Origin of the sequence: Prosthecomicrobium pneumaticum (genome assembly GCF_014199915.1) — a bacterium.
In the GTDB taxonomy this organism is placed as follows: Bacteria; Pseudomonadota; Alphaproteobacteria; order Rhizobiales; family Kaistiaceae; genus Prosthecomicrobium; species Prosthecomicrobium pneumaticum.
Genome location: NZ_JACHOO010000010.1, coordinates 142,051 through 161,399, shown reverse-complemented (window position 1 = coordinate 161,399; position 19,349 = coordinate 142,051). Strand labels below are relative to the sequence as shown.

12 protein-coding genes are annotated in these 19,349 nt (G+C 69.6%); 3 read left to right on the top strand and 9 right to left on the bottom strand.

Features of this window, described 5'->3' with window-relative positions; translation table 11 throughout:
* Positions 1-115: 115 nt before the first annotated feature.
* Positions 116-1,141 (bottom strand): amino acid ABC transporter substrate-binding protein, encoded by a 1,026-nt coding sequence (locus tag GGQ63_RS19590; RefSeq protein ID WP_183858298.1) that lies wholly within the window; start codon positions 1,139-1,141, stop codon positions 116-118.
* A gap of 275 nt (positions 1,142-1,416) precedes the next feature.
* On the opposite strand from GGQ63_RS19590, the gene metC reads away from it, so the two are divergent.
* The gene (gene metC / locus GGQ63_RS19585) at positions 1,417-2,598 is read left to right on the top strand and encodes a cystathionine beta-lyase (RefSeq protein WP_183858297.1); all 1,182 of its coding nucleotides are present in this window, start codon (positions 1,417-1,419) and stop codon (positions 2,596-2,598) included.
* Here the strand turns inward: metC and GGQ63_RS19580 are convergent.
* The 5 genes from GGQ63_RS19580 to GGQ63_RS19560 form a co-directional block, all read right to left on the bottom strand.
* A complete protein-coding gene (locus GGQ63_RS19580) occupies positions 2,591-2,932 on the bottom strand; it encodes a lipid-A-disaccharide synthase N-terminal domain-containing protein (protein ID WP_183858296.1) in 342 nt (113 codons plus the stop codon). The genes metC and GGQ63_RS19580 overlap by 8 nt on opposite strands.
* Positions 2,922-3,698, bottom strand: a complete 777-nt coding sequence (locus GGQ63_RS19575) for a glycosyltransferase family 2 protein (protein WP_183858295.1) — start codon at positions 3,696-3,698, stop codon at positions 2,922-2,924. The genes GGQ63_RS19580 and GGQ63_RS19575 overlap by 11 nt, the downstream gene beginning before the upstream one ends.
* Positions 3,698-4,573, bottom strand: a complete 876-nt coding sequence (locus GGQ63_RS19570) for a phosphatase PAP2 family protein (RefSeq protein ID WP_246429894.1) — start codon at positions 4,571-4,573, stop codon at positions 3,698-3,700. The genes GGQ63_RS19575 and GGQ63_RS19570 overlap by 1 nt, the downstream gene beginning before the upstream one ends.
* A gap of 2 nt (positions 4,574-4,575) precedes the next feature.
* Positions 4,576-6,294, bottom strand: a complete 1,719-nt coding sequence (locus GGQ63_RS19565; RefSeq protein WP_183858293.1) for a glycosyltransferase family 39 protein — start codon at positions 6,292-6,294, stop codon at positions 4,576-4,578.
* Between the two features lie 85 nt (positions 6,295-6,379).
* Positions 6,380-7,492: an S-(hydroxymethyl)glutathione dehydrogenase/class III alcohol dehydrogenase gene (locus GGQ63_RS19560; RefSeq protein ID WP_183858292.1), complete on the bottom strand. Its 1,113-nt coding sequence runs from the start codon at positions 7,490-7,492 to the stop codon at positions 6,380-6,382.
* A gap of 140 nt (positions 7,493-7,632) precedes the next feature.
* On the opposite strand from GGQ63_RS19560, the gene GGQ63_RS19555 reads away from it, so the two are divergent.
* Together GGQ63_RS19555 and GGQ63_RS19550 are read left to right on the top strand one after the other, a co-directional pair.
* The gene (locus GGQ63_RS19555) at positions 7,633-7,911 is read left to right on the top strand and encodes a hypothetical protein (protein ID WP_183858291.1); all 279 of its coding nucleotides are present in this window, start codon (positions 7,633-7,635) and stop codon (positions 7,909-7,911) included.
* Positions 7,912-7,972: 61 nt separating this feature from the next.
* Complete coding sequence (locus tag GGQ63_RS19550) at positions 7,973-8,536, top strand: DJ-1/PfpI/YhbO family deglycase/protease (protein ID WP_183858290.1); 564 nt, start codon at positions 7,973-7,975, stop codon at positions 8,534-8,536.
* 73 nt (positions 8,537-8,609) lie between these two features.
* On the opposite strand, the gene GGQ63_RS19545 is transcribed toward GGQ63_RS19550, so the two are convergent.
* The 3 genes from GGQ63_RS19545 to GGQ63_RS19535 form a co-directional block, all read right to left on the bottom strand.
* Positions 8,610-11,570: an autotransporter domain-containing protein gene (locus tag GGQ63_RS19545; protein WP_183858289.1), complete on the bottom strand. Its 2,961-nt coding sequence runs from the start codon at positions 11,568-11,570 to the stop codon at positions 8,610-8,612.
* Positions 11,571-11,793: 223 nt separating this feature from the next.
* Positions 11,794-12,384 (bottom strand): invasion associated locus B family protein, encoded by a 591-nt coding sequence (locus GGQ63_RS19540; protein ID WP_183858288.1) that lies wholly within the window; start codon positions 12,382-12,384, stop codon positions 11,794-11,796.
* Positions 12,378-19,268, bottom strand: a complete 6,891-nt coding sequence (locus GGQ63_RS19535; protein ID WP_183858287.1) for an autotransporter outer membrane beta-barrel domain-containing protein — start codon at positions 19,266-19,268, stop codon at positions 12,378-12,380. Before GGQ63_RS19535 ends, GGQ63_RS19540 begins: the two co-directional genes overlap by 7 nt.
* Positions 19,269-19,349: the final 81 nt, after the last annotated feature.

Genomic DNA, 19,349 nt, shown 5'->3' with positions numbered 1-19,349 from the left:
GGCGTTCATCCGCCCGGTTCCCGATTCCGTTGCGCCGTGACCGTTTTCGGCCTTGTCGGCGCCTCGCCCGTCAAAACCGGGGCCGCCGGTGAGCGGCCCCGAGGATGTGTCTCGATCAGCGGATCGGCATGCCGTATTGCAGGCCGCCCTTGGTCCACAGATTGTTGAGGCCGCGGGCGATGCCGAGCGGCGTCGAGGGACCGACATTGCGGTCGAAGATCTCGCCGTAATTGCCGACCTTGGCGACGATATTGGCCGCCCAGTCGTTCGACAGGCCGATCGCGGAGCCGAACTCGCCCTCGGCGCCGACGAAGCGCTTGATCTCCGGATTCTCGGAGGTCTTCATCTGCTCGACATTCGCCTGGGTGATGCCGAGCTCCTCGGCATTGACGAGCGCGTAATAGGTCCACTTGACGACGTTGAACCACTGGTCGTCGCCCTGGCGCACCACCGGGCCGAGCGGCTCCTTCGAGATGATCTCCGGCAGGATCATATGATCGTCCGGAGCGGCGAGCTTCAGGCGCTCGGCATAGAGACCGGAAGCGTCGGTCGTATAGACGTCGCAGCGGCCGGCCTCATAGGCCTGAAGAACTTCTTCGTTCTTCTCATAGGCGACCACTTCATAGGGCATGTTGTTCGAGCGGAAATAGTCGGCGAGGTTGAGTTCCGTCGTGGTGCCGGTCTGCGTGCAGACGCGCGCATTCGACAGTTCGAGAGCCGAGGAGACGCCGAGCGCCTTGCGCACCAGGAAGCCCTGGCCGTCATAATACATCACGCCGGCGAACTTCAGGCCGAGCGAGGTATCGCGCGACATGGTCCAGGTCGTATTGCGCGACAGGACGTCGATCTCGCCCGACTGCAGCGCGGTGAACCGCTCCTTGGCATTGAGCGGGGTGAACTTGACCTTGGTCGGATCGTTGAAGATCGCGGCAGCGAGAGCGCGGCAGAAATCGATGTCGAGGCCCGACCACTCGCCCTTCTCGTCGGCGGTGGCGAAGCCGATCAGGCTCGGATTGGCGCCGCACTGAACGAAGCCCTTCGCCTTGACGTCGTCGAGCGTCGCGGCCGAAGCGGCCCCGGCGAGCCCGAGCGCGACGCCGATGGCGGCTCCGAAAACGGCAGTGAAATTGATCCTCATCATGCAGCCCTTCTGTTTGGCGCGTTACCCGCGCGATCATCGGAAGAAAGCGGGCCGCACGCCCACACCGTGCGCATCGTGCCGTTCCCCATCGAGGCCGGCAAGCACCGGACCCGCCCGCTAAGCCCCCTCGGCGGACCGCCGATCCCCTCGCATCCCTGCGGGATCGGCGTTGACCCCCGCATTCGAGGTCATTATTCGACCTCGGTCAAGCCGATACACGGTCTAATTGACTCCGGTGCGCGAGTTTTTTTCGTAGCCGAAATTTGCGGGGTTTCATGTCCTCTCCCGACGAAGGCGCGCCGCGCCGGCCGGCCACTCGCCTTGTTCGCGCCGGCCGTGACGGCGATCTGACCGGCCCCTTCGTCAATCCGCCGGTCGTGCACGCCTCGACCGTGCTGTTCGAGACGGTGGAAGCGATGCGGCCGGGCGGCCAGCGCTGGACCTACGGCCGGCAGGGCACGCCGACCACCGCGGCGCTCGAGGGCGCGGTCGCCGAACTCGAGGAGGCGGAAGGCGTCGTTCTCTGCCCGTCCGGCCTGTCGGCGATCTCGACCGCCCTGCTCTCCGTACTGTCGGCGGGCGACCATCTCCTGATGGCGGACAGCGTCTACGGGCCCGCGCGCAGGCTCGTCGACACGACGCTCGCCCGGCTCGGCATCCGCACCACCTTCTATGATCCCCGGATCGGCGTCGGCATCGCCGACCTCTTCGAGGAACGGACGCGGGCCGTCTATGTCGAGAGCCCGGGCTCCTACACCTTCGAGATGCAGGACGTGCCGGCGCTCGCCGCCGTGGCGCACGAGCGCGGCGCGGTGCTCGTCGCCGACAACACCTGGGCGACGCCGCTCTTCTTCAAGCCGCTCGTCGCGGGCGCCGATCTCTCCATCCAGGCCGGCACCAAATATCTCGGCGGGCATTCGGATGTGATGATCGGCACCATCGCCGCGAACGCACGGGCTTTCGGAAAACTGCGCGAAACGCACCAGGCGCTCGGCCTCACCGCGGCCCCGGACGATGTCTATCTGACGCTGCGCGGCATGCGGACTCTCGCGGTGCGCATGGAGCGGCAGATGCGGTCCGGCCTCGAGGTCGCGTGCTGGCTGCAGGGCCGGCCGGAGGTGGCGCGGGTGCTCCATCCGGCGCTTCCCGGCGATCCCGGCCATGCGCTCTGGCGCCGCGACATGACCGGGGCGAGCGGGCTGTTCGGCGTCGTGCTCAATGGCTGGAGCGATGGAAAGGCCGCCGCCTTCCTCGAAGCACTTTCGCTTTTCGGCATCGGCTATTCCTGGGGCGGGTTCGAGAGTCTCGCCGTGCCGGCCCGGCTCGCCGGTCTGAGGACCGTCGCGCCGTTCGAGGCCGGCGGAGCGCTCGTCCGCCTCCATATCGGCCTAGAGGACCCGGCCGACCTGATCGAGGATCTCGAGGCGGGCTTTGCCCGCGTCGGCAATCTCAGCTGACGACCGGGGCGCCGTTCGCCTCGCGCTTCTCGCGGCGGATGAACCAGATGTTGCGCAGATAGATGAAGAGGCCGGCGGCCTGGCCGAGGATGAACACCGGGTCCTCGCGATAGATCGCATAGACGAGCAGCATGCTGCCGCCGAGGATCGAGAACGTCCAGAACGCCGCCGGCACGACGCTGCGGCGGGCGCGCTCCGAGGCGATCCACTGCACCACGAAGCGCATGGTGAACAGGAACTGCGCGAGGAGTCCGACCACAACCCAGATGTCGAGCTGGTCGATGAAGACGGAATGAAGCCAGCGGCTGAAGCTGGCGAGGACGTCAGGGGCCATTCGAGCCGATCTCCGAAACGGTGGGTACGTTCCGCCGCCTCCGGCGCAGCCACCACACACCGAACAGATCGAGCGCTCCGACGAGCGCCCGATCGAGAATGCCGTATTTGGAAACGCCGTGGCGGCGATTCCGGTCCACGACGTCGACATGGGCGACGCCATAGCCTTCGCGCAGGACCAGCGCCGGCAGATAGCGATGCCAGCCGTCGAAGAAGGGCAGCAGCACGAACACCTCGCGCCGCACCGCCTTGAGGCCACAGCCCGAATCGCGCGTTCCGTCCTTGAGGATCGCGCCGCGCAGCCGGTTGGCGAAGCGTGAGGCGAGCCGCTTGGCGCCGCTGTCGGTGCGCTTCAGCCGCTGCCCCGCGACGATGCCGAGCTTCGGGCCGCCGCGCTCGAGCGCCGCGAGCAGCGCCGGCATATAGGCGGGGTCGTTCTGGCCGTCGCCGTCGATCGTGACGATCACCGCGCCCCGCGCTGCGAGTACGCCGGAGCGGACCGCCGCGCTTTGTCCCGAACGGCCGTCGTGCCGGACGCCGCGGATCCTGGGACTGCGCCGGGCCAGACCGGCGATCACCGTGGGCGTCGCGTCGGTCGAGGCGTCGTCCACGAGGACGATCTCGTAATCGACGGCGCGGAGCGCCGCCTCGATCTCGCCGACGAGTTCCGGCAGGTTCTCCGCCTCGTTGCAGGCGGGAATGACCACGGAGACCGCGGGCGCACCGGCGGTGGACGGCCCGGTCGGCCGAAGAGCGGCTGTCGTCATCACCTTCCCCGGATGGGCGCCTGCCGAAGCGACAAGGCTGTGCCGAGCGCCGCGAGGAGCGCCCGGCCGCCCCGAGGCCGCGCCAGGAGCCGCCGCAGTGCCGCGGTGCGCGCCCTTATAGAGTCGGGACCGTGCCGTGCAAAGCCCCAGCCGCAACGGCGAAACACCGCGGCGAGCCACAGCGAGAACAGGATGCCCACGGCGAGGCCGGCGATGATGTCGCTCGGATAATGTGCGCCGACGAACACACGGCTGATCGCGACGCCCAGGCCGAAGGCGAGGAACGCCCCCTGCCGGCGCGGAAAGACCAGCGCGCCGATGACGAGCAGCGCTCCGGCCGTCGTCGAATGGCCGGACGGGAAGCTCTGCCAGGTCCAGTCGAAGCGGAACGGCTCGAAGCCGAGCCAGCCGATCTCGCCAAAGGTCTGCGGCCGCCCCCTCCCCACCAGTTCCTTGGCGATGTTGACGAGGATCGCCGCCCCCCCAACCGCACCGAAGATGAAGGCGGCGAGCGCACCGATCTCCGCCCAGGCGGCGCGCGCCCGGGGCTCGACCCGCCGCCAGTCGCCGCAAAGCAGAAGAAGGACCAGAAGGCCGCTCGGCACCAGCGTCCAATAAGAACGGCCGAGTTCCGAGAGAACGGCGAAGAAGGCGATCACCGGTGCCGGCGAATCCTGCGCGATTGCGATCGAACGCCGGTCGAGGCCGAGGCCGACCGCGAGGATCGCCGCGGCGAGGACGAGCGTCACCGCGGCCGCACTGACGATCATCGCGTCGACGCGGCGCGGCGGCCGGGTGCGGCGGCCCGCGGCCCGCCGGGCGTGCGACGCCACGCCGGCGAGATTGGCGCGGAGCCCTCCGCCCGACGCCGACATGGTCACCGCGGCGCGCCGGCGAGCGTATAGAGCTCCATGCGCTGCGTCCGGTCCTTCGACAGATTGTAGCCGAACACCGTGCCGTGGCCGACGACGTCGAGACCGAGATCGTCGATCCGGGAATTGAAGCTCTCCAGCTCGCGCCGGTCGACGAAGGCGAGCCGGCAACCACCGCCGGCAAGGAAGTCGGCCGCGTCGTCGCCGCCGCCGAGCACGGTCTTCGTTCCCGCGATGAAGACGAGGCTGGGCTCGCCGAAACCGGCGCTGGCGAATTCCGGCTCGGGGCAGGTCAGCACGGCGCGGCCCGCCGCGACGAGCCGCTCGCTCAACCGGAGCGCCTCGAGGCCGGGCAGGACGAAGCCGAACACGCCCAGATAGGTGACGAGCGCTCCGGCGACCGCGAAGGTCGAGCCGGCCACGGCCGAGTGGCGATAGACGAGGCCGGCGACCATGCCGATCGCGACCGCCGGCACGAGGATCGCGAGCCCGGCGATCGGCAGCGGCTCGCCGAAATGGAAGGAAAGCAGCACGGAGGCGACGGCGAGCGCCGCCGCCATGGTCGCGCCGCCGAAGCTCGCGAGCCCGGTCAGCCAGCCGCGCACCCGCCCCCCGCCCTCGTCGAGCGCCGTCGCCACGGCGAGCGCGATCAGCGGATAGACCGGCAGGACATAATGCGGAAGCTTCGTCGGCAGCGCCTCGAAGATCAGGAAGAGCGGCACACCGGACAATAGAGCGAAGCGGATGGCGGGGTCGCGCAGCCGGTCGAAGATCGATCGGATCGCCGGGACGAGCGCGATCGAGCCGGGCCAGAAGGTGACGAGCGCGAGCAGCGCATAGGTGCCGGGCGGTGCGCCGTGCGATTCGACGCCGCTCGACACCTTCTGCAGCATGTCGCGGCCGACCGACTCGCGGAAGAAGGTCAGCCCGCTCGTCGCGGTAATGGCGATGAACCAGGGCAGCGCGAGGAGGAGCATCCAGACCGCGCCGAGAGCCGGCCGCAGCGGCGCCAGCCAGCGAAGATCGCCGCGCTCGACGGACAGGGCGAGCGCGGCGAGCGCGACGAGGCCCGGCCCGATCGGGCCCTTGATCAGGATACCGAGGCCGAGCGCGGTCCAGAACAGAAAGGGCAGCCAACGGCCGAGCGGCGCGCCCCGCCCGACATAGGCGCGCGCCAGCACGCCGAGCGCCACCGTGCTGGTGAGGAGGAGCGCGGCATCCGTCTTGGCGAGCCGCGCCTCGACGCCGAGCACGAGGCAGGAGGCCATCATCAGCCCGGCGAGCAGCGCGGCGCGCGGCCGGCCGAAGGCGAGCGCCATCCACCAGACGGCGCAGGCGCTGCCGATCGCGGCGAGGAACGAGGGCAGCCGATAGATCCAGATCGGCGCCGCGGCGCCGTCCCCCGAGAGATGGACGGCCGCCGCCTGCAGCCAGTAGATGCCGACCGGCTTCTTGTAGCGCGGCTCGGTCTGGAAGCGGATGTCGAAATAGTCGCCCGTCTCGACCATCTGCTTGGTCGCCTGCGCGAAGCGCGGCTCGTCGCGGTCGGACGGCGCGAGCGTCACGAGGCCGGGCAGGAAGGCGAGGAAGGCGACCGCCGCGACGAGGGCGAGGCTCGCCGACCGCGAGGCGGCGACCGCGCCGAGAAACCGTTCGACCGCCTCGGCGAGGCGGCCGATCATGCCCGCTTCGGGCGCGGAGGCCATCGTTCCGACCGTCGCCACGTCGTCCTCGCTCGTCCAGGGCCCCCGACGCGGCTTACAGGGAAGCCGGCCGGGCGGCAACATCGAACGCGCGCGGCGCGCGGTCTCAGAACACCACGACGGAGCGGATCGACTCGCCCTTCTCCATCAGTTCGAAGGCCGTATTGATCTCCTCGAGCGGCATCACATGGGTGATCAGCGGGTCGATCTCGATCTTGCCGTCCATATACCAGTCGACGATCTTCGGAACGTCGGTCCGGCCGCGGGCGCCGCCGAAGGCCGATCCCTTCCAGACCCGGCCGGTGACGAGCTGGAACGGCCGGGTCGAGATCTCGGTGCCGGACGGCGCGACGCCGATGATGATCGACTCGCCCCAGCCGCGATGGCAGCATTCGAGCGCCTGGCGCATGGTGTGGACATTGCCGATGCACTCGAAGGAGAAATCGGCGCCGCCACCGGTCAGGTCGACGATCGCCTGAACGACCTTGTCGCGGCCGACCTCGTCCGGATTGACGAAATGCGTCATGCCGAAGCGGCGCGCCATCTCGGCCTTGGCGGGATTGAGATCGACGCCGATGATCTTGTCGGCGCCGACCATGCGGGCGCCCTGGATGACGTTGAGGCCGATGCCGCCGAGGCCGAAGACCACGACATTGGCACCCGGCCAGACCTTCGCCGTGTAGACCACCGCGCCGATGCCCGTCGTCACGCCGCAGCCGATATAGCAGATCTTCTCGAAGGGGGCGTCCTCACGCACCTTCGCGACCGCGATCTCCGGCAGCACGGTGAAGTTCGAGAAGGTCGAGCAGCCCATATAGTGGAAGACGGTGTCGCCCTCGCAGGCGAAGCGGCTGGTGCCGTCGGGCATCAGGCCCTGCCCCTGCGTCGAGCGGATCGAGGTGCAGAGGTTCGACCGGCGCGACAGGCAGGTTTTGCACTGCCGGCATTCCGGCGTGTAGAGCGGGATGACGTGATCGCCGACGCGCACGCTCGTCACACCGGCGCCGACCTCGCGGACGATGCCGGCGCCTTCGTGACCGAGGATCGCCGGGAACTTGCCCTCCGAATCGAGGCCCGACAGCGTGTAGGCGTCGGTGTGGCAGACGCCGGTCGCCATGATCTCGACGAGCACCTCGCCCGGGCCCGGACCATCGAGCGACACGGTCTCGATCGTCAACGGCTTCTTCGCCTCCCAGGCGACGGCGGCGCGGGTCTGCATGGCCTCTTCTCCTCCAGTGAATCGCGGGCGCCATGCTACGGAGCGGCGGGCGATCCGGCCAGTCCTCGCGGCGACCGAGCGCGTTCGCGTGTGGAACCCCTCCCCGCCCGGCCTGTTGGTCAGGCGAAGGAGATTGAACCATGTCCGATCCCGCGCAGCCGACCCGCACGCCCGAGCAGCCGCAGCCGCTGCACGACCCGCAGCCCATGCCGCAGCCGCCCGAGCCGACACCGGAAAGCGAGCCCGGCAATACGCCGTCCGAGCTGCCGCAGAGCGAACCGCAGGAGATTCCGGCGACCAATCCGCTCGGCCGGGTCCGCGGCGAGCCCTATCCCGTCGACGATGCGGGCATCGACGACCAGGCGGGCGCCGAACCGGATTACATCCCGCCGCTCGGCCAGGACCTGCCGCGGCTCTGATCGGCAGAAGACGATCACCCCCGACATTCCGAGGGGCCGGAGGAACCAGAAGGAGAAGAAGATGCCGCGCATTTCGGACGCGAAGGTCCTGATCATTTCGGCCGACGGCTTCGAGGAATCCGAGCTGAAGACGCCGCTCGAAGAACTGCGCCGGGCCGGCGCGACCGTCCAGATCGCCTCGCCGGGCGGCAAGCCGGTCAAGGCCTGGGCGGAGAAGAACTGGGGCGACACGCTCGACGCCGACCTCGCCATCGAGGCGGTCGACCCTGCCCGCTATGACGCCCTCGTCATACCCGGCGGCCAGATCAACCCGGACATCCTGCGCCGGGACGAAAAGGCCGTCGCGCTGGTGCGCCGCTTCGTCGACGACGGCAAGGTGGTGGCCGCGATCTGCCACGGCCCGTGGCTGCTCGTCGAGGCGGATGCGTTGCGCGGCCGGACGGCGACATCCTTCGGCTCGATCAAGACCGACGTGAAGAACGCCGGCGCGAACTGGGTGGATCAGGAGGTCGTGACCGACGAGGGCATCGTCACCAGCCGGTCGCCCCAGGATCTCGACGCCTTCGTCGGCAAGATCATCGAGGAGATCGGCGAAGGCCGGCACGATCGCCGCCGCGCGGCCTGACGCCGCCGCGAGCCGGATGCGAAAAGGGCCTCCCGCGGCGCCGCGGGAGGCCCTTTTCGTTGTGCTGGGAAGCTCAGAAGCGCAGGCCGAAATCCGCCCTCAGGCCGTGATCCTGTGCGTCGTCGCCGATCCGGCCGCGATAGCCGATATCGAAGCGGGCGGCCTCGGAGAGATCGACGGCCAGGCCCGCCTCGACGAGCGCCGCGTCGGTGCCGATCGGCGCGCCGGCGACCGTGAAGGCGATGCCGCCGTCGAAGGCCTGGCCGATGGCCGCCTCGGTGTCACCAAAGGCGTGCTGCCAGGCGACGGTGCCCCGCAGGGACGCCATCTTCTGGCCGAGCAGGAAGGCGCTCGAGGCGCGGATGCCGAGCGTCGCGAAGGCGGTGTCGTTGCCGCTGTCGTCCACGACGAGCGCCGAGAGCCCGCCCGTCTCGGTGAAGCCATCGGTCGCGAGATGGACATAGGCGAGGCCGGCGAAGGGCTCGAAGCGGGCATGGTCGGTCGAGATCGTGTAGCCGACCTCGCCGAAGACCTGCGTCGTCCCCGCGTCGTAATCGCTCTTCAGCGTCTCCTCGAGGCCCGGCACCGCGATATGGCGCGTGCTCGAGATGCTGTGGAAGCTGTAGGCGAGGCCCGAACGGACGGCGAAGGGTCCCGACGTCGTGCCGGCATAGAGGCCGAGATGGACGTCGTCGCTGTCGGCCGACGACGTCCGCGCGTCGGCGTCGGCGCTCGTCACGCCATAGCCGACCAGCGCACCGAGCCGCCAGCCGCCGACCGCGCCGTCGGCGCCGATCAGCACGCCGCCCGTCGAGGTGTCGATGCCGGCGGCATTGCCGTCACCGTCCTGGCTGCCCCAGGCGCCATAGCCGCCCATCCAGTAGCTGAGCCGGTCGGCGGCGGCGGCGAGACGGTCGGCGCCATCGGGTCCGTAGCCGAGCGCCTGCGCGACCGGCGCGTCGAAGGCGGAGTCGAGGCGCATCGTCGCTGCATCGCGGACGAAGCGGCTGTTGACGATCAATGCGCCGGCGAAGGAGGCGTGGATCTCGCCGGAAAGCTGGTCGAGAATCCCGGCCGCCTCGGCGTCGTCGGCGGCGAAGGCAACGGCGTTCCACACCGCGCTCGATGTCGGCAGCGAATCGGCGCCCGCCGCCGTCTCGGCCTGATTGCGCGTCACAGCCGCGTCGACGAAGCCGCGGCCGTTGCGGGTCAGCGTCAGCACGACGTCGTTGTCGTCCGCCCCGGCGTCATAGACGACATCTGCGTCGAGGAAGGCGAAATCGCGGATCGAGCCGAACTGCGCGACAGAGGCCTGCCCGCTCTGGTTCTCGATGATCACGAAGGGCGAATCGATCACCGAGACGGAAACGCCGGAAGAAGGCCAGGGCACGATGTCGAGCCGCGCGGCCGAGACGTCGACCTCGCCGGTGACGATCAGCTTGTCCCAGCCGCCGACGCCGATTTCGACCCGCAGCGTGCCGCTATTGGTATAGTCGCCGTCGATCGTCTGCGTGCCGATGGAATTGCCCGGCGCATGGACGCCACCGGCGAGCACGACCGTATCGCCGATCGTGCCGACGCCGCCGAGGGTCGCCCCGGAATAGACCGTCACGTCGCCGCCCGAGAGGTCGCCATTGACGCGCAGCGTGCCGCCCTCGACGTCGACCGCCCCCGAGAAGCCGGGGGAATCCGCCGACAGGATGGTCTCGCCGGCCAAGGCGCGGATCGTGCCCGCCCCGTCCATGACGAGGTCGAAGTCGTAATCCTCGGCCGTGTGATTGAAGAGGACCGTTCCGTCACCATCGCCGAAGACGATCTTGGGGGCGGTGACGGTGCCCGGCGCGGCGGCAGGGCTGTCGGACTCGGAGCCGATGACCAGCGTGCCGACGCTCGACGCGATGCCATAGGCGATGCGGATCTCGTTGGCGGCCGAAATGGCGCCACCCTCGGCCACCACGATCACGCCCTCCCCGGCGTAACCGACATAGAGATTGCCCGTCATGCTCCGATCGACATTCGGCACGGCGGAAAGCGACGAACCCGCCCCGGCGACGACGATGCGGCCGAACGAGCCGAGATCCATGCCGGCGCCGACCGAACTGCCGGTGACGTGGGCACCGTCGAGGATGAAGACGAGGCCGTTGCCATCACCGCCGGACGTGTTGCCGCTGACGCCGCCGACATAGAACCAGCCGTCGGTCGTCCAGGACGTGGTCGGCCCGACGACGCCGAGGATCGCGATCGTCGCCTCGGACGAGCCGATATAGGCGTCGTAGGTCTCGACCGTCGCGCCATCGTCGACGACCATCTGGCCGCCCGTCATGCTGATGTTGCCGGCGGAAACGTTGATCGCCGTGCCCTCGCCGGTGAAGAACGCCGCGCCGTCCTCGCCGACATAGAGGCCGGTCCCCGTGAAGGTCAGGGCGCCGCCGTCGCTCACCTCGAGATAGCCCGAAGCCCCGACGCGGCCGAGATCCATGCCGCCGGCATTGAAGAGCGTCGAGCCCGCCCCGGTGATCGTCAGTTCACCCGCTCCGGTGCCGGAGTCGCCGTCATAATCGAAGGTCGCGCCACCGACGCCGATCCGTCCGGTCACGGCCCCGGCGCCGTTGGAAATCACCACCTCGCCGTCGCCGGCCTGACCGATGATCAGGTCGATCGTGTTGGTCCAGAGCGAGCCGGCGCCATCGACGAGCACCGAGCCGTAGCCGCCGAGCTCGCGCCCGAGACGCCCGTTCTTCGTCTCGAGCTCGCCGCCACTCGTGATCTCGACCACGCCGACACCGCTGTCGCCGATATCCGTCCTGTCGCCGATATCCGTCCAGATCGCACCCGCACCGTCGATCTCGACGACGCCCGTCGCTCCGGCGTCGTAGCCCAGAACGCCTCCGGGAAGGCCTGTCGTGCCGGTGGTCAGATGCTCTCCCGGGCCGACCCGGACCGTCCCTGACTCGCCCGACAGAATGCCGACGGCGAGATCGTCGTGTGTCTCGTCGCCGTGGACATCGTAGACGGTGCCACCCGTCTCGCTCACGAGAAGCGCCTGCGCCGCTCCGGACCCCGACGACAGGGCAACCATGAGCGCTCCCGCAGCGGCCGACGTCGCGAGCCGCTGCCGCAAGGACGTTTCCCGCATCATTCCTCCCCCTTCCCGCGCTCAACGCCGCCGCGGGCCGATCTGCTCAGAACAGAGTTTGAAACTACAGGTGGTAGGAGGATCCTGACAAGTGCCCTTGTTATTTCTTCGGAGGGGGCAGTTACTCGAGTGACGCGGCGGCCACACCCGCGGTCATGCCGGCGAGGGAGCCCGGCAGGACGGTCGGCTGCTGCGCACCGCGGGCGCGGAAGCCGAGTTTCAGCGTCTTGCCGGATTTGAGCGCCTTCATGAGCGGCGCGTCGACCGGAATGCGGGCGATGCAGCCGACCGCGAGACAGGTCTCGAGCTGATAGGCGAACGGCCCGCTCTCGTCGATCGCCCCGACGATGCCCGCGGCCAGATCGAGCCCCAGGGGAACCATCACCGCGAGGTAGACGACGCCCGATTGCGGATCGCGGCCGAGATTGAACTTCGCGACGGCCTTCTTCGAGTCGTTCGAGACGAGCGTCTGGCTGAGCGCGCAGGCCTGGCCGCCATTGAGCGCCTGGCACTCGTATTTCCAGTCGCCGAAGGTCTGGCCCTCCGCCGCGGTCGGCGGGGTTCCGCTGCGCGTCGGGGCCTGGGCCGCCGTCGCGCCGCCGAGCGCCAGCACGAAGGCGAGCGCGCCCAGAAGCGCGCCGGCCGTCCGCCCGCGGCCGCCGCGCCGTCCCATCAGGCGCGGCTCGTATTCCGACCAGTCCCTGTTCACCATTTCGCCCGCAGCCCCGCCTGCCCGTCATAGGCCGTCGCTTCGCCGTCGCCGATGCCGTAGGCGCCCTTGACGTCGGCATAGATCGACATGCCCGAGGCGACCGCCGCCTCGAAACCGGCGTTCAGCTCGACCCGCGTCGAGGCGGTGCCGGCGCTGATCGCGTAACCGTCGACCACCGTGGTGCGCCGGTTCGAGAGATCGTGCGCCACCGCGACGCCGAGATAGGGCGACATCACGCCGATCCGCTGCTCCGCCCGCATGCCGCCGCGCAGCAGCAGCGAGTCCGGGTCCTCGACGTCGACGCCGTCGACCCAGGCGCTGTCGATATCGCCGAAGCGCGTCGTCTGCCAGACGACCTGACCCCAGGGCGTCACCTTCGCCGTATCGGAGCCGATCGCATAGCCCGCCTCCGCCGCCACGGTGACGGTCTGGCCGTCGATCTCCGAGCCGCTCGCGGCGGTCGGCGAGATGGTCCAGCTGTGGCCGCCATACTGGGCGAGGGCGTCGAAATAGCCGCGCCCGTCGGTCCAGCTCGCATAGCCGCCGGCCGACCACAGATCGCCGTTGAGATCGGCGTCGCCGGTCTCCGTCGCGACCGTGCCGGAGGACTGACCGAACGAGCCGACGACGCCGAGCCGGACCTCGCCCATCCGGGCGATGTCGATGCCGACCTGGCTATAGGACACGGTCTGGGTCGAGTCGATGCCGTCATCCATCTCGGTCCGCTTGGCGCCGAAGCGCGCCCAGCCGCCGCGCACGCCCTCGGGATCGAAGCCGCGCCGCTCCGCATAGGTGCCGAGGATGTCACGCTGCGCCTGGTTGGCGGAGCCGGCGAGCATGGCGAGAGCGTAGGTCTCGTCCTGCACGATCGTCTCGAGCCCGTAGACCGCGACCGTCGTGTTGCTGTCGCCGTCGAAGAAGTCGGCCTCGGTCGTCACCGTACCGAGCACGGTGACATCGTCGCGGGCCGTCTCCTCGCGGCGGACGAGCCGGACCTCGCGGCCGTTCTGGGTCAGGCGGTTGGCCTGCACCACCGTGCCGGTGAAGTCCTCGTCGCCGATGCGGATCAGATCGATCGCCTCGATATTGCCGAGCGCCACGGAGCGATCGCCGTTGAGCGCGGCGAGCGTCACGTTGAGCACGCCGTTGACCGCGCCGCCGATGTTGATCTGGTCGTAGTCGCCGCCGCTGCCGGGCGTCGGATCGCTCTTGCCGAACACCACTTCGAGCAGCGTCGTCGCGCCCGAAGCGATCTCCGGATTGCTGATGTCGGAGAGGCTGTTGAGATCGCCGCCGATCACCGCGAAGCCCGGCGAGGCGCCCGGCGTCAGAAGGCCGTTGAGATCCAGATTGCCGCCGAAGAAGACGTTGCCGCGGATCACGCCGTCGTCGACATAGCCGTTGCCGGCGACATAGAGCGGCGTCTCGATCTTGGTGCCCTGGATGTTGGATCCGGCCTCGGCCTTCAGATCGCCCGAGATCTGGCTGCCGTCGGCGAAGGTCGCGCTCGCGCCGGCCTTGATCTCGAGGCTCGCCGACTCGACGAAGCCCGACCAGCTCGCGCCGGTCGAGATCGTCACATTGGTGATGCCACCGCCGGTGCGGGCGTCCTGGTCGAGAATGTCGCCGGCGACGACGACGTTCTGGCCGATGAAGAAGTTGACGATGCCGTCCGAACCGTCGCCCTCGCGCTCGACGAGCAGGAGCACGCCGTTGCCGGCCGAGACCGTCGCGCCGGTGTTGAGCGTGAAGGTGGCGACCTTGCCGCCCTCGTCGAAACCGGCATAGGCGAAGGGCGCGCTGAGATCGGCGGCGCCCAGGCTCACCGAGCCGCTCGTGGCGATCGTGCCGCCATTGAAGATCGACAGCGCCGACTGGCCGGCATTGGTGGTCGTGACCGACCCGCCGGCGATGGTGATCTCGGCGCCGTCCTCCGCGAAGAGGCCGACCCCCACCGAGGCGTTCTGGAGAAGCTGCCGGCTGCCGGCGCCCGAGACGCCGAAGCGGCCGGTGCCCGAGACGCTGCCGGAGAAGGTATCGGCGGCGTTGGCGCCGGTCACCGTCAGCGTACTGCCGCCGAGCAGGATCGAGCCCGCCCCGTCGAGCCGGGCGATGTCGGCGCCAAAGCCGTCATCGAGTCCGCCCACGTCGAACGTGCCGTCGAGCGCGAGCCCGGCCGAGGCCGCGATGCTGCCGGTTCCGGTGAGGGCGAGCGTCGCGGTCTCGCCGACGGTCGTCACGCCCGTGAAGGTGTTCGTGCCGGAGAGGGTCTGCGTGCCGCTCTCGATCTCGACATTGCCATCCTCGCCGGCGAGCACGCCGGAGAACGTATCCGAAGCGGCGGACACGGTGAGCGTCTTCCCCGCCAACGCCACCGTGCCGCCTCCGGCGAGCGCAACGATGCGCGCGCCGGACGTCGTCGCCTCGAGGTCGAGCAGACCGCCGGCATCGACGGTCACCTTGGCGGAATGCTCGATCGAGCCATCCTCTTCGAGGGCGAGGGTCGCACCGTCGCGGACAGCCGTTTCCCCCTCGAACCCGTTGGCGCCGGAGAGCTTCTGCACGCCGGCCGCGATGATGAGGCCGCCCGTGCCGCCGATCGTGCCGGCGAAGGTCGAGCCGTCGCCGCCGCTGATCGACAGCGTCTGGCCGCCGAGCAGGACCTCGCCGCCACCGAGGCCGGCGAGCGCCACGATCGAGACGCCGTCGGTGGTCGCGCCCGAAACGTCGAGCGTGCCGTGCACGGTGACGCGCTCGGACTGCGCGATGCTGCCGCCATCCTCGAGCGCCACGGTGGCGCCGCTGTAGACGGTGGTCGCGCCGGTAAAGCTGTTGGTGCCGGCGAGCGCGAGCTCGCCGCTTTCGCCTTCCGCCGCCCACACCGCGAGCGTGCCCTCCCCGGAGATCGTGCCGTCGAAACGATTGTCCTGGTCGACGCGCACCGCGAAGCCATTGCCGCCGAGCGTCACTTCGCCCGTCGCCGCACCGCCGAGATTGGCGATCTCGGCGGTCGCCGCCGTGTCCGACCCGGTGGGAACGAGGCCCGAAATATCGAAGCGGCCATCGACGGTGACCGACTTCGAGCCGGCGATGCTGCCGGCGCCGGAGAGCGCGAGCGTCATGTCGGCGCCGACGACCGTCGCGCCCTCATAGGTGTTGGTGCCGGTCAGCGTCAGGCTGCCGCCATCGCCATCACCCTTCTTCAGCGCGAAGCCGCCGGGTCCCGAGATCGTTCCGGCGAAGGTCGAGCTGCCGGACTGCTCGAGCGTCAGGCTCGAAGCGTCGGGCGGTTCATAGCCATCGGGCGCCGTGTCGTCCTCGGCGAGGCCGAGGCGGATGTCGCCGCCGCCGGTGAGGCCGTCGGCCTTCAGCGTGCGGTCGCCGCCGAGCAGCCAGAGCGTGCCGTCGCCATTGTCGAACGTACCGTGGACCGTGAGGTTGTCGGCCATCACCATCAGACCGCCGGAGTTATCGACGTCGGCGGTCGACAGCGCGGCGGCGATGACGAGCGTGCCGGTGTTGTCGAGCGAGCCCGTCGTGAGGCCGGCGGCGAGCACCATCATGCCGTCGTTCTCGACGGCGCCCAGTGTATTGGCGGCGCCGAGCACGAAGGTCGCGCCGGCGTCGATCGAGAGATCGCCCGTCATCGTGCCGTAGACGGAGAGCGTGCCGGAGCGCAGTTCGGTGCCGAGGCTCGCCGTGTTGCTGCCGGTCAGGGTGAGCGAACCCGTGTAAGCCCCCGGTGCACCGCCGCCGACGATCAGCTTGCCGGTGCCGCCGATATTGCCGGTGATCACGGCGCCGTCCGTCGTCACGCTCGTATTGTCGACGACGACGATCTGGCGGGTGCCGCCGTTCAGATCGATGTTGTTCTTGAAGGTGACCTTGCCCTCGGCCTCGCTCGCGCCGAAGACGAGCGCGGCATCGCCGGCGCCGGTGGCGCTGAAGAAGCCGGCCGTGCCGCCCCAGACGAGCGTCTTCGGGGTCGCCTTGCCGCCGAGATTGACCGTCAGGTCGCCGCCGGTCGCGGCGAAGCCGCCGCTGCCGGTCCACTGCACCCGGTTGCCGAGGTCTCCGACCTCCCGGTTGAACTGGCCGGACGTCATCAGTACGCCGGCATTGGCCGAGGAGATCGTGCCGTCGCGGCCGGCGCCGGCAAAGTTCACATTGCTGTACTGGTGCAGGCCGACGCCCTCGTCAGCCTCCAGCATGCCGCCTTCGATGCGGGTCTGCCCGGTATAGGTGTTGACGCCGTTGAAGATCGTGTGGCCCTCACCGATCGTCAGGCCGGCGCCGTCGCCGAGCGCATAGGAGCCGCCGGCATAGCTGCCGACGCTGTCGTCGGCGATCGAACCGTTGAAGACGACCGTGTTGCCCGCGCCCGGAACGATGCGGACCGTCGAGCCCTTCATCATGAAGAGATCGGAACCAGCCGACTGGCCGGCCTCGCCGCCATTGAGGCTCGAGCCGCCCATCGTGCCGTTGTCGCCGAAGGTCGAATTGCCCTCGATGGTGAGCGAACCGCCCGACCGCACGAAGATCGCGCCGCCGAGGCCGTCGCCACCGCCACCGCCGAAGCCGTCGCCATCGCTGCCGTCACCGGCGCCGAAGCCGCCCTTGCCGCCGGCACCGGCCTCGCCGTCCGCCACGGAGACGCCCGAGCCGTGCGTGCCGCCGGCGCCACCCTGGCCGCCGCCGGCGCCGAAGCCGCCATTGCCGCCGGTTCCGCCATCGCCGCCGTCGCCGCCATCGCCGTTCGAGCGTGCGGCGTCGCCGCCATCGCCGCCATTGCCGCCCGCGCCGCCGCCGAAGAACTCGCTGCCATTGCCGCCATTGCCGCCCTGACCGCCATCGCCGCCCGCGGCGACATCGCCGTTCGACAGCGCCCGGCGCCACTCGTCGAGGGCGGCGGCCGCAACACCGACCGCGGCGGAGGCCGCGGCGACCTTGCCGGTCTGCGCGATCGCATCGGCGATATCGGGGAACGGGAACGGTGCGCCTTCCGGCGTGTACATCGCCGCGAGCGAGCCGATCTCGAGCGCGAGATCGGCCGAGGCGAGGCCGACCGCGGCGATCAGCGTGTCGTTGGTGCCCGAGCCGTCGCTGCCGTCGCCGCCGTCGCCGCCGCGACCGCCGACGCCGGTGGTGGCGTTCTTGCCGACGTCACCGCGCCGCCCGTCCTGACCTTCGCCGTCATCGGAGCCGCCCAAGCCGTTGTTTCCGCTTCGGCCATTGCCGGCGCTGGCGAGCGGGGCGGTGAGCCCGTTGAGCGCGCCGCCGGTGCTGAGCGGCGAATCGAAGCTCAGATTGCCCTTCAGCAGGCCGTCGAGATCGGCCGAAGCGACCGCGGCCGAGAGCGTCACCGTCTTGCCAACGACGCTGATCACCGTCGTGCCGGGCGGAATGCCCGGACCCGAGACGACCATGCCGGCCCTGACCGTGCCGAGCGAGGCGGCATCGGCGACGGTGATCTGGGTCTGGCCGCCGCTCGCCGTCACCGCCTGGAACGGCGAGAAGGCGATGTTCGACGGCAGATCCTCGATCACCTTGTCGAGGATGACGACGCCGCGCGCCGCGTCGATGCCGACGATCCTGGCGTCGGCGGGTATGCCGCTGCCGGTGACGCTCATGCCGACCGTCAGCCCGGTCACGCCGTTCGGCAGCAGGACCTCGGTCTGGCTGCCGACGACGGTCACCGGGTTGAAGGCGGCCTCGAAGGCGCGCGGCGGGTTGTCGGGATCGAAGGAGAAGCCGGACGGCTTCTCGACCGTGATGACACTGCCTTCGATCTTGGTGATCTTGACGCCCGCCTCCGGCAGCCCCTCGCCGGTCAGCACCATGCCGACCTTGAGCGCGGCATTCTCCGAGACGAGCGTGATGCTGCCCTCGGAGCCGGAGCCGTTCGCCGCCGCCGAGACCTGCGAGGCGTCGAAACCGGTGAGGCCGATAAAGGTGAGGCCGCTCGGAATGCCGGGGAAGTAAGTCGGCGGCGTGTAGGTGTGCGCCTTGCTGAGTGTGATGACGCCGGTCGACGGATCGACGCTCTCGACGACGGTGCCGGCGGGAATGCCCGTGCCGGTCACGGTCGAGCCGAAGGCGAGCTTCGCCGCCACGGTCGGGTCGAGCTGGATCTGGTTGCTGGCGAGCGTCGCGGTCGCCGCGTAGGTATCCGGCGCGGTGACAAGGTCCGCCGGAATCTCCACATTGTCCGTAAAGGTAATCGTCTTGCCGGAGATGGAGGCGATCGTCGCCGGCGTGTCGGAGCCCGGCAGGAACACCGACATGCCGACCTTCAGCATCGCGTTCGCCTGCGGCAGCTCGATTTCCTTGACGTAATAGGTGCTGCCGTCCTCGATCAGCGTCGGCTTGACCTGGAAATTCCCGATCGCGTCGATGCCGATGTCGTTGGCGCGCAGATTGTAACCGACGGTGCCGAGCTTGCTGCCGGGTGCGCTGCCGCCGGTGCCGCCACGCGCCGTGTTGTCGTAGAAGTCGACGTTGCGGATCGTCAGCGAGACGTTCTCGTCGACGAAGAACACACCGCCGAGGCCCGCGCCGCCGCCGCTGCCCGCGCCGCCGGTGGTGACGAAATTGCTGAAGACCGCGTCCTCGACGAGCCACTCATTGGTGCCGCTGCCGACCTCGGTCATGACGTCCGAATCGGCCGCAACGCTCGAGCGGACCGAGCCGTCGGTCAGCATGGTCCCGACCGTGCCGCCGCCATCGATCTGCTTGCGGTCGTCCGCCCGTCCTTCCCCGGCACCGAGCGCCGCCATGCCGAGGGTCAGCGCGAGGACGGAAACGCCGGTCAGCGCCTGCCGCCGCACGGCCCCGAGCTTCGAGCGCACCGGCGCAGGGCCGGGCGTACCAGTCGCGATCTGCATCTATTGCGCCCCCGCAATACCGCGCGAACCCAGCGCGGATGGATTGAATGTGGGGCGACACTAATGTCGGCAAATTTATCA

Bases quoted from the DNA above. Each gene is read 5' to 3' on its own strand.
- GGQ63_RS19570 (WP_246429894.1), bottom strand. From the start codon at position 4,573: ATGTCGGCGTCGGGCGGAGGGCTCCGCGCCAATCTCGCCGGCGTGGCG.
- metC (WP_183858297.1), top strand. From the start codon at position 1,417: ATGTCCTCTCCCGACGAAGGCGCGCCGCGCCGGCCGGCCACTCGCCTT.
- GGQ63_RS19555 (WP_183858291.1), top strand. From the start codon at position 7,633: ATGTCCGATCCCGCGCAGCCGACCCGCACGCCCGAGCAGCCGCAGCCG.
- GGQ63_RS19575 (WP_183858295.1), bottom strand. From the start codon at position 3,698: ATGACGACAGCCGCTCTTCGGCCGACCGGGCCGTCCACCGCCGGTGCG.
- GGQ63_RS19550 (WP_183858290.1), top strand. From the start codon at position 7,973: ATGCCGCGCATTTCGGACGCGAAGGTCCTGATCATTTCGGCCGACGGC.
- GGQ63_RS19540 (WP_183858288.1), bottom strand. From the start codon at position 12,384: ATGGTGAACAGGGACTGGTCGGAATACGAGCCGCGCCTGATGGGACGG.
- GGQ63_RS19580 (WP_183858296.1), bottom strand. From the start codon at position 2,932: ATGGCCCCTGACGTCCTCGCCAGCTTCAGCCGCTGGCTTCATTCCGTC.
- GGQ63_RS19535 (WP_183858287.1), bottom strand. From the start codon at position 19,268: ATGCAGATCGCGACTGGTACGCCCGGCCCTGCGCCGGTGCGCTCGAAG.
- GGQ63_RS19590 (WP_183858298.1), bottom strand. From the start codon at position 1,141: ATGATGAGGATCAATTTCACTGCCGTTTTCGGAGCCGCCATCGGCGTC.
- GGQ63_RS19560 (WP_183858292.1), bottom strand. From the start codon at position 7,492: ATGCAGACCCGCGCCGCCGTCGCCTGGGAGGCGAAGAAGCCGTTGACG.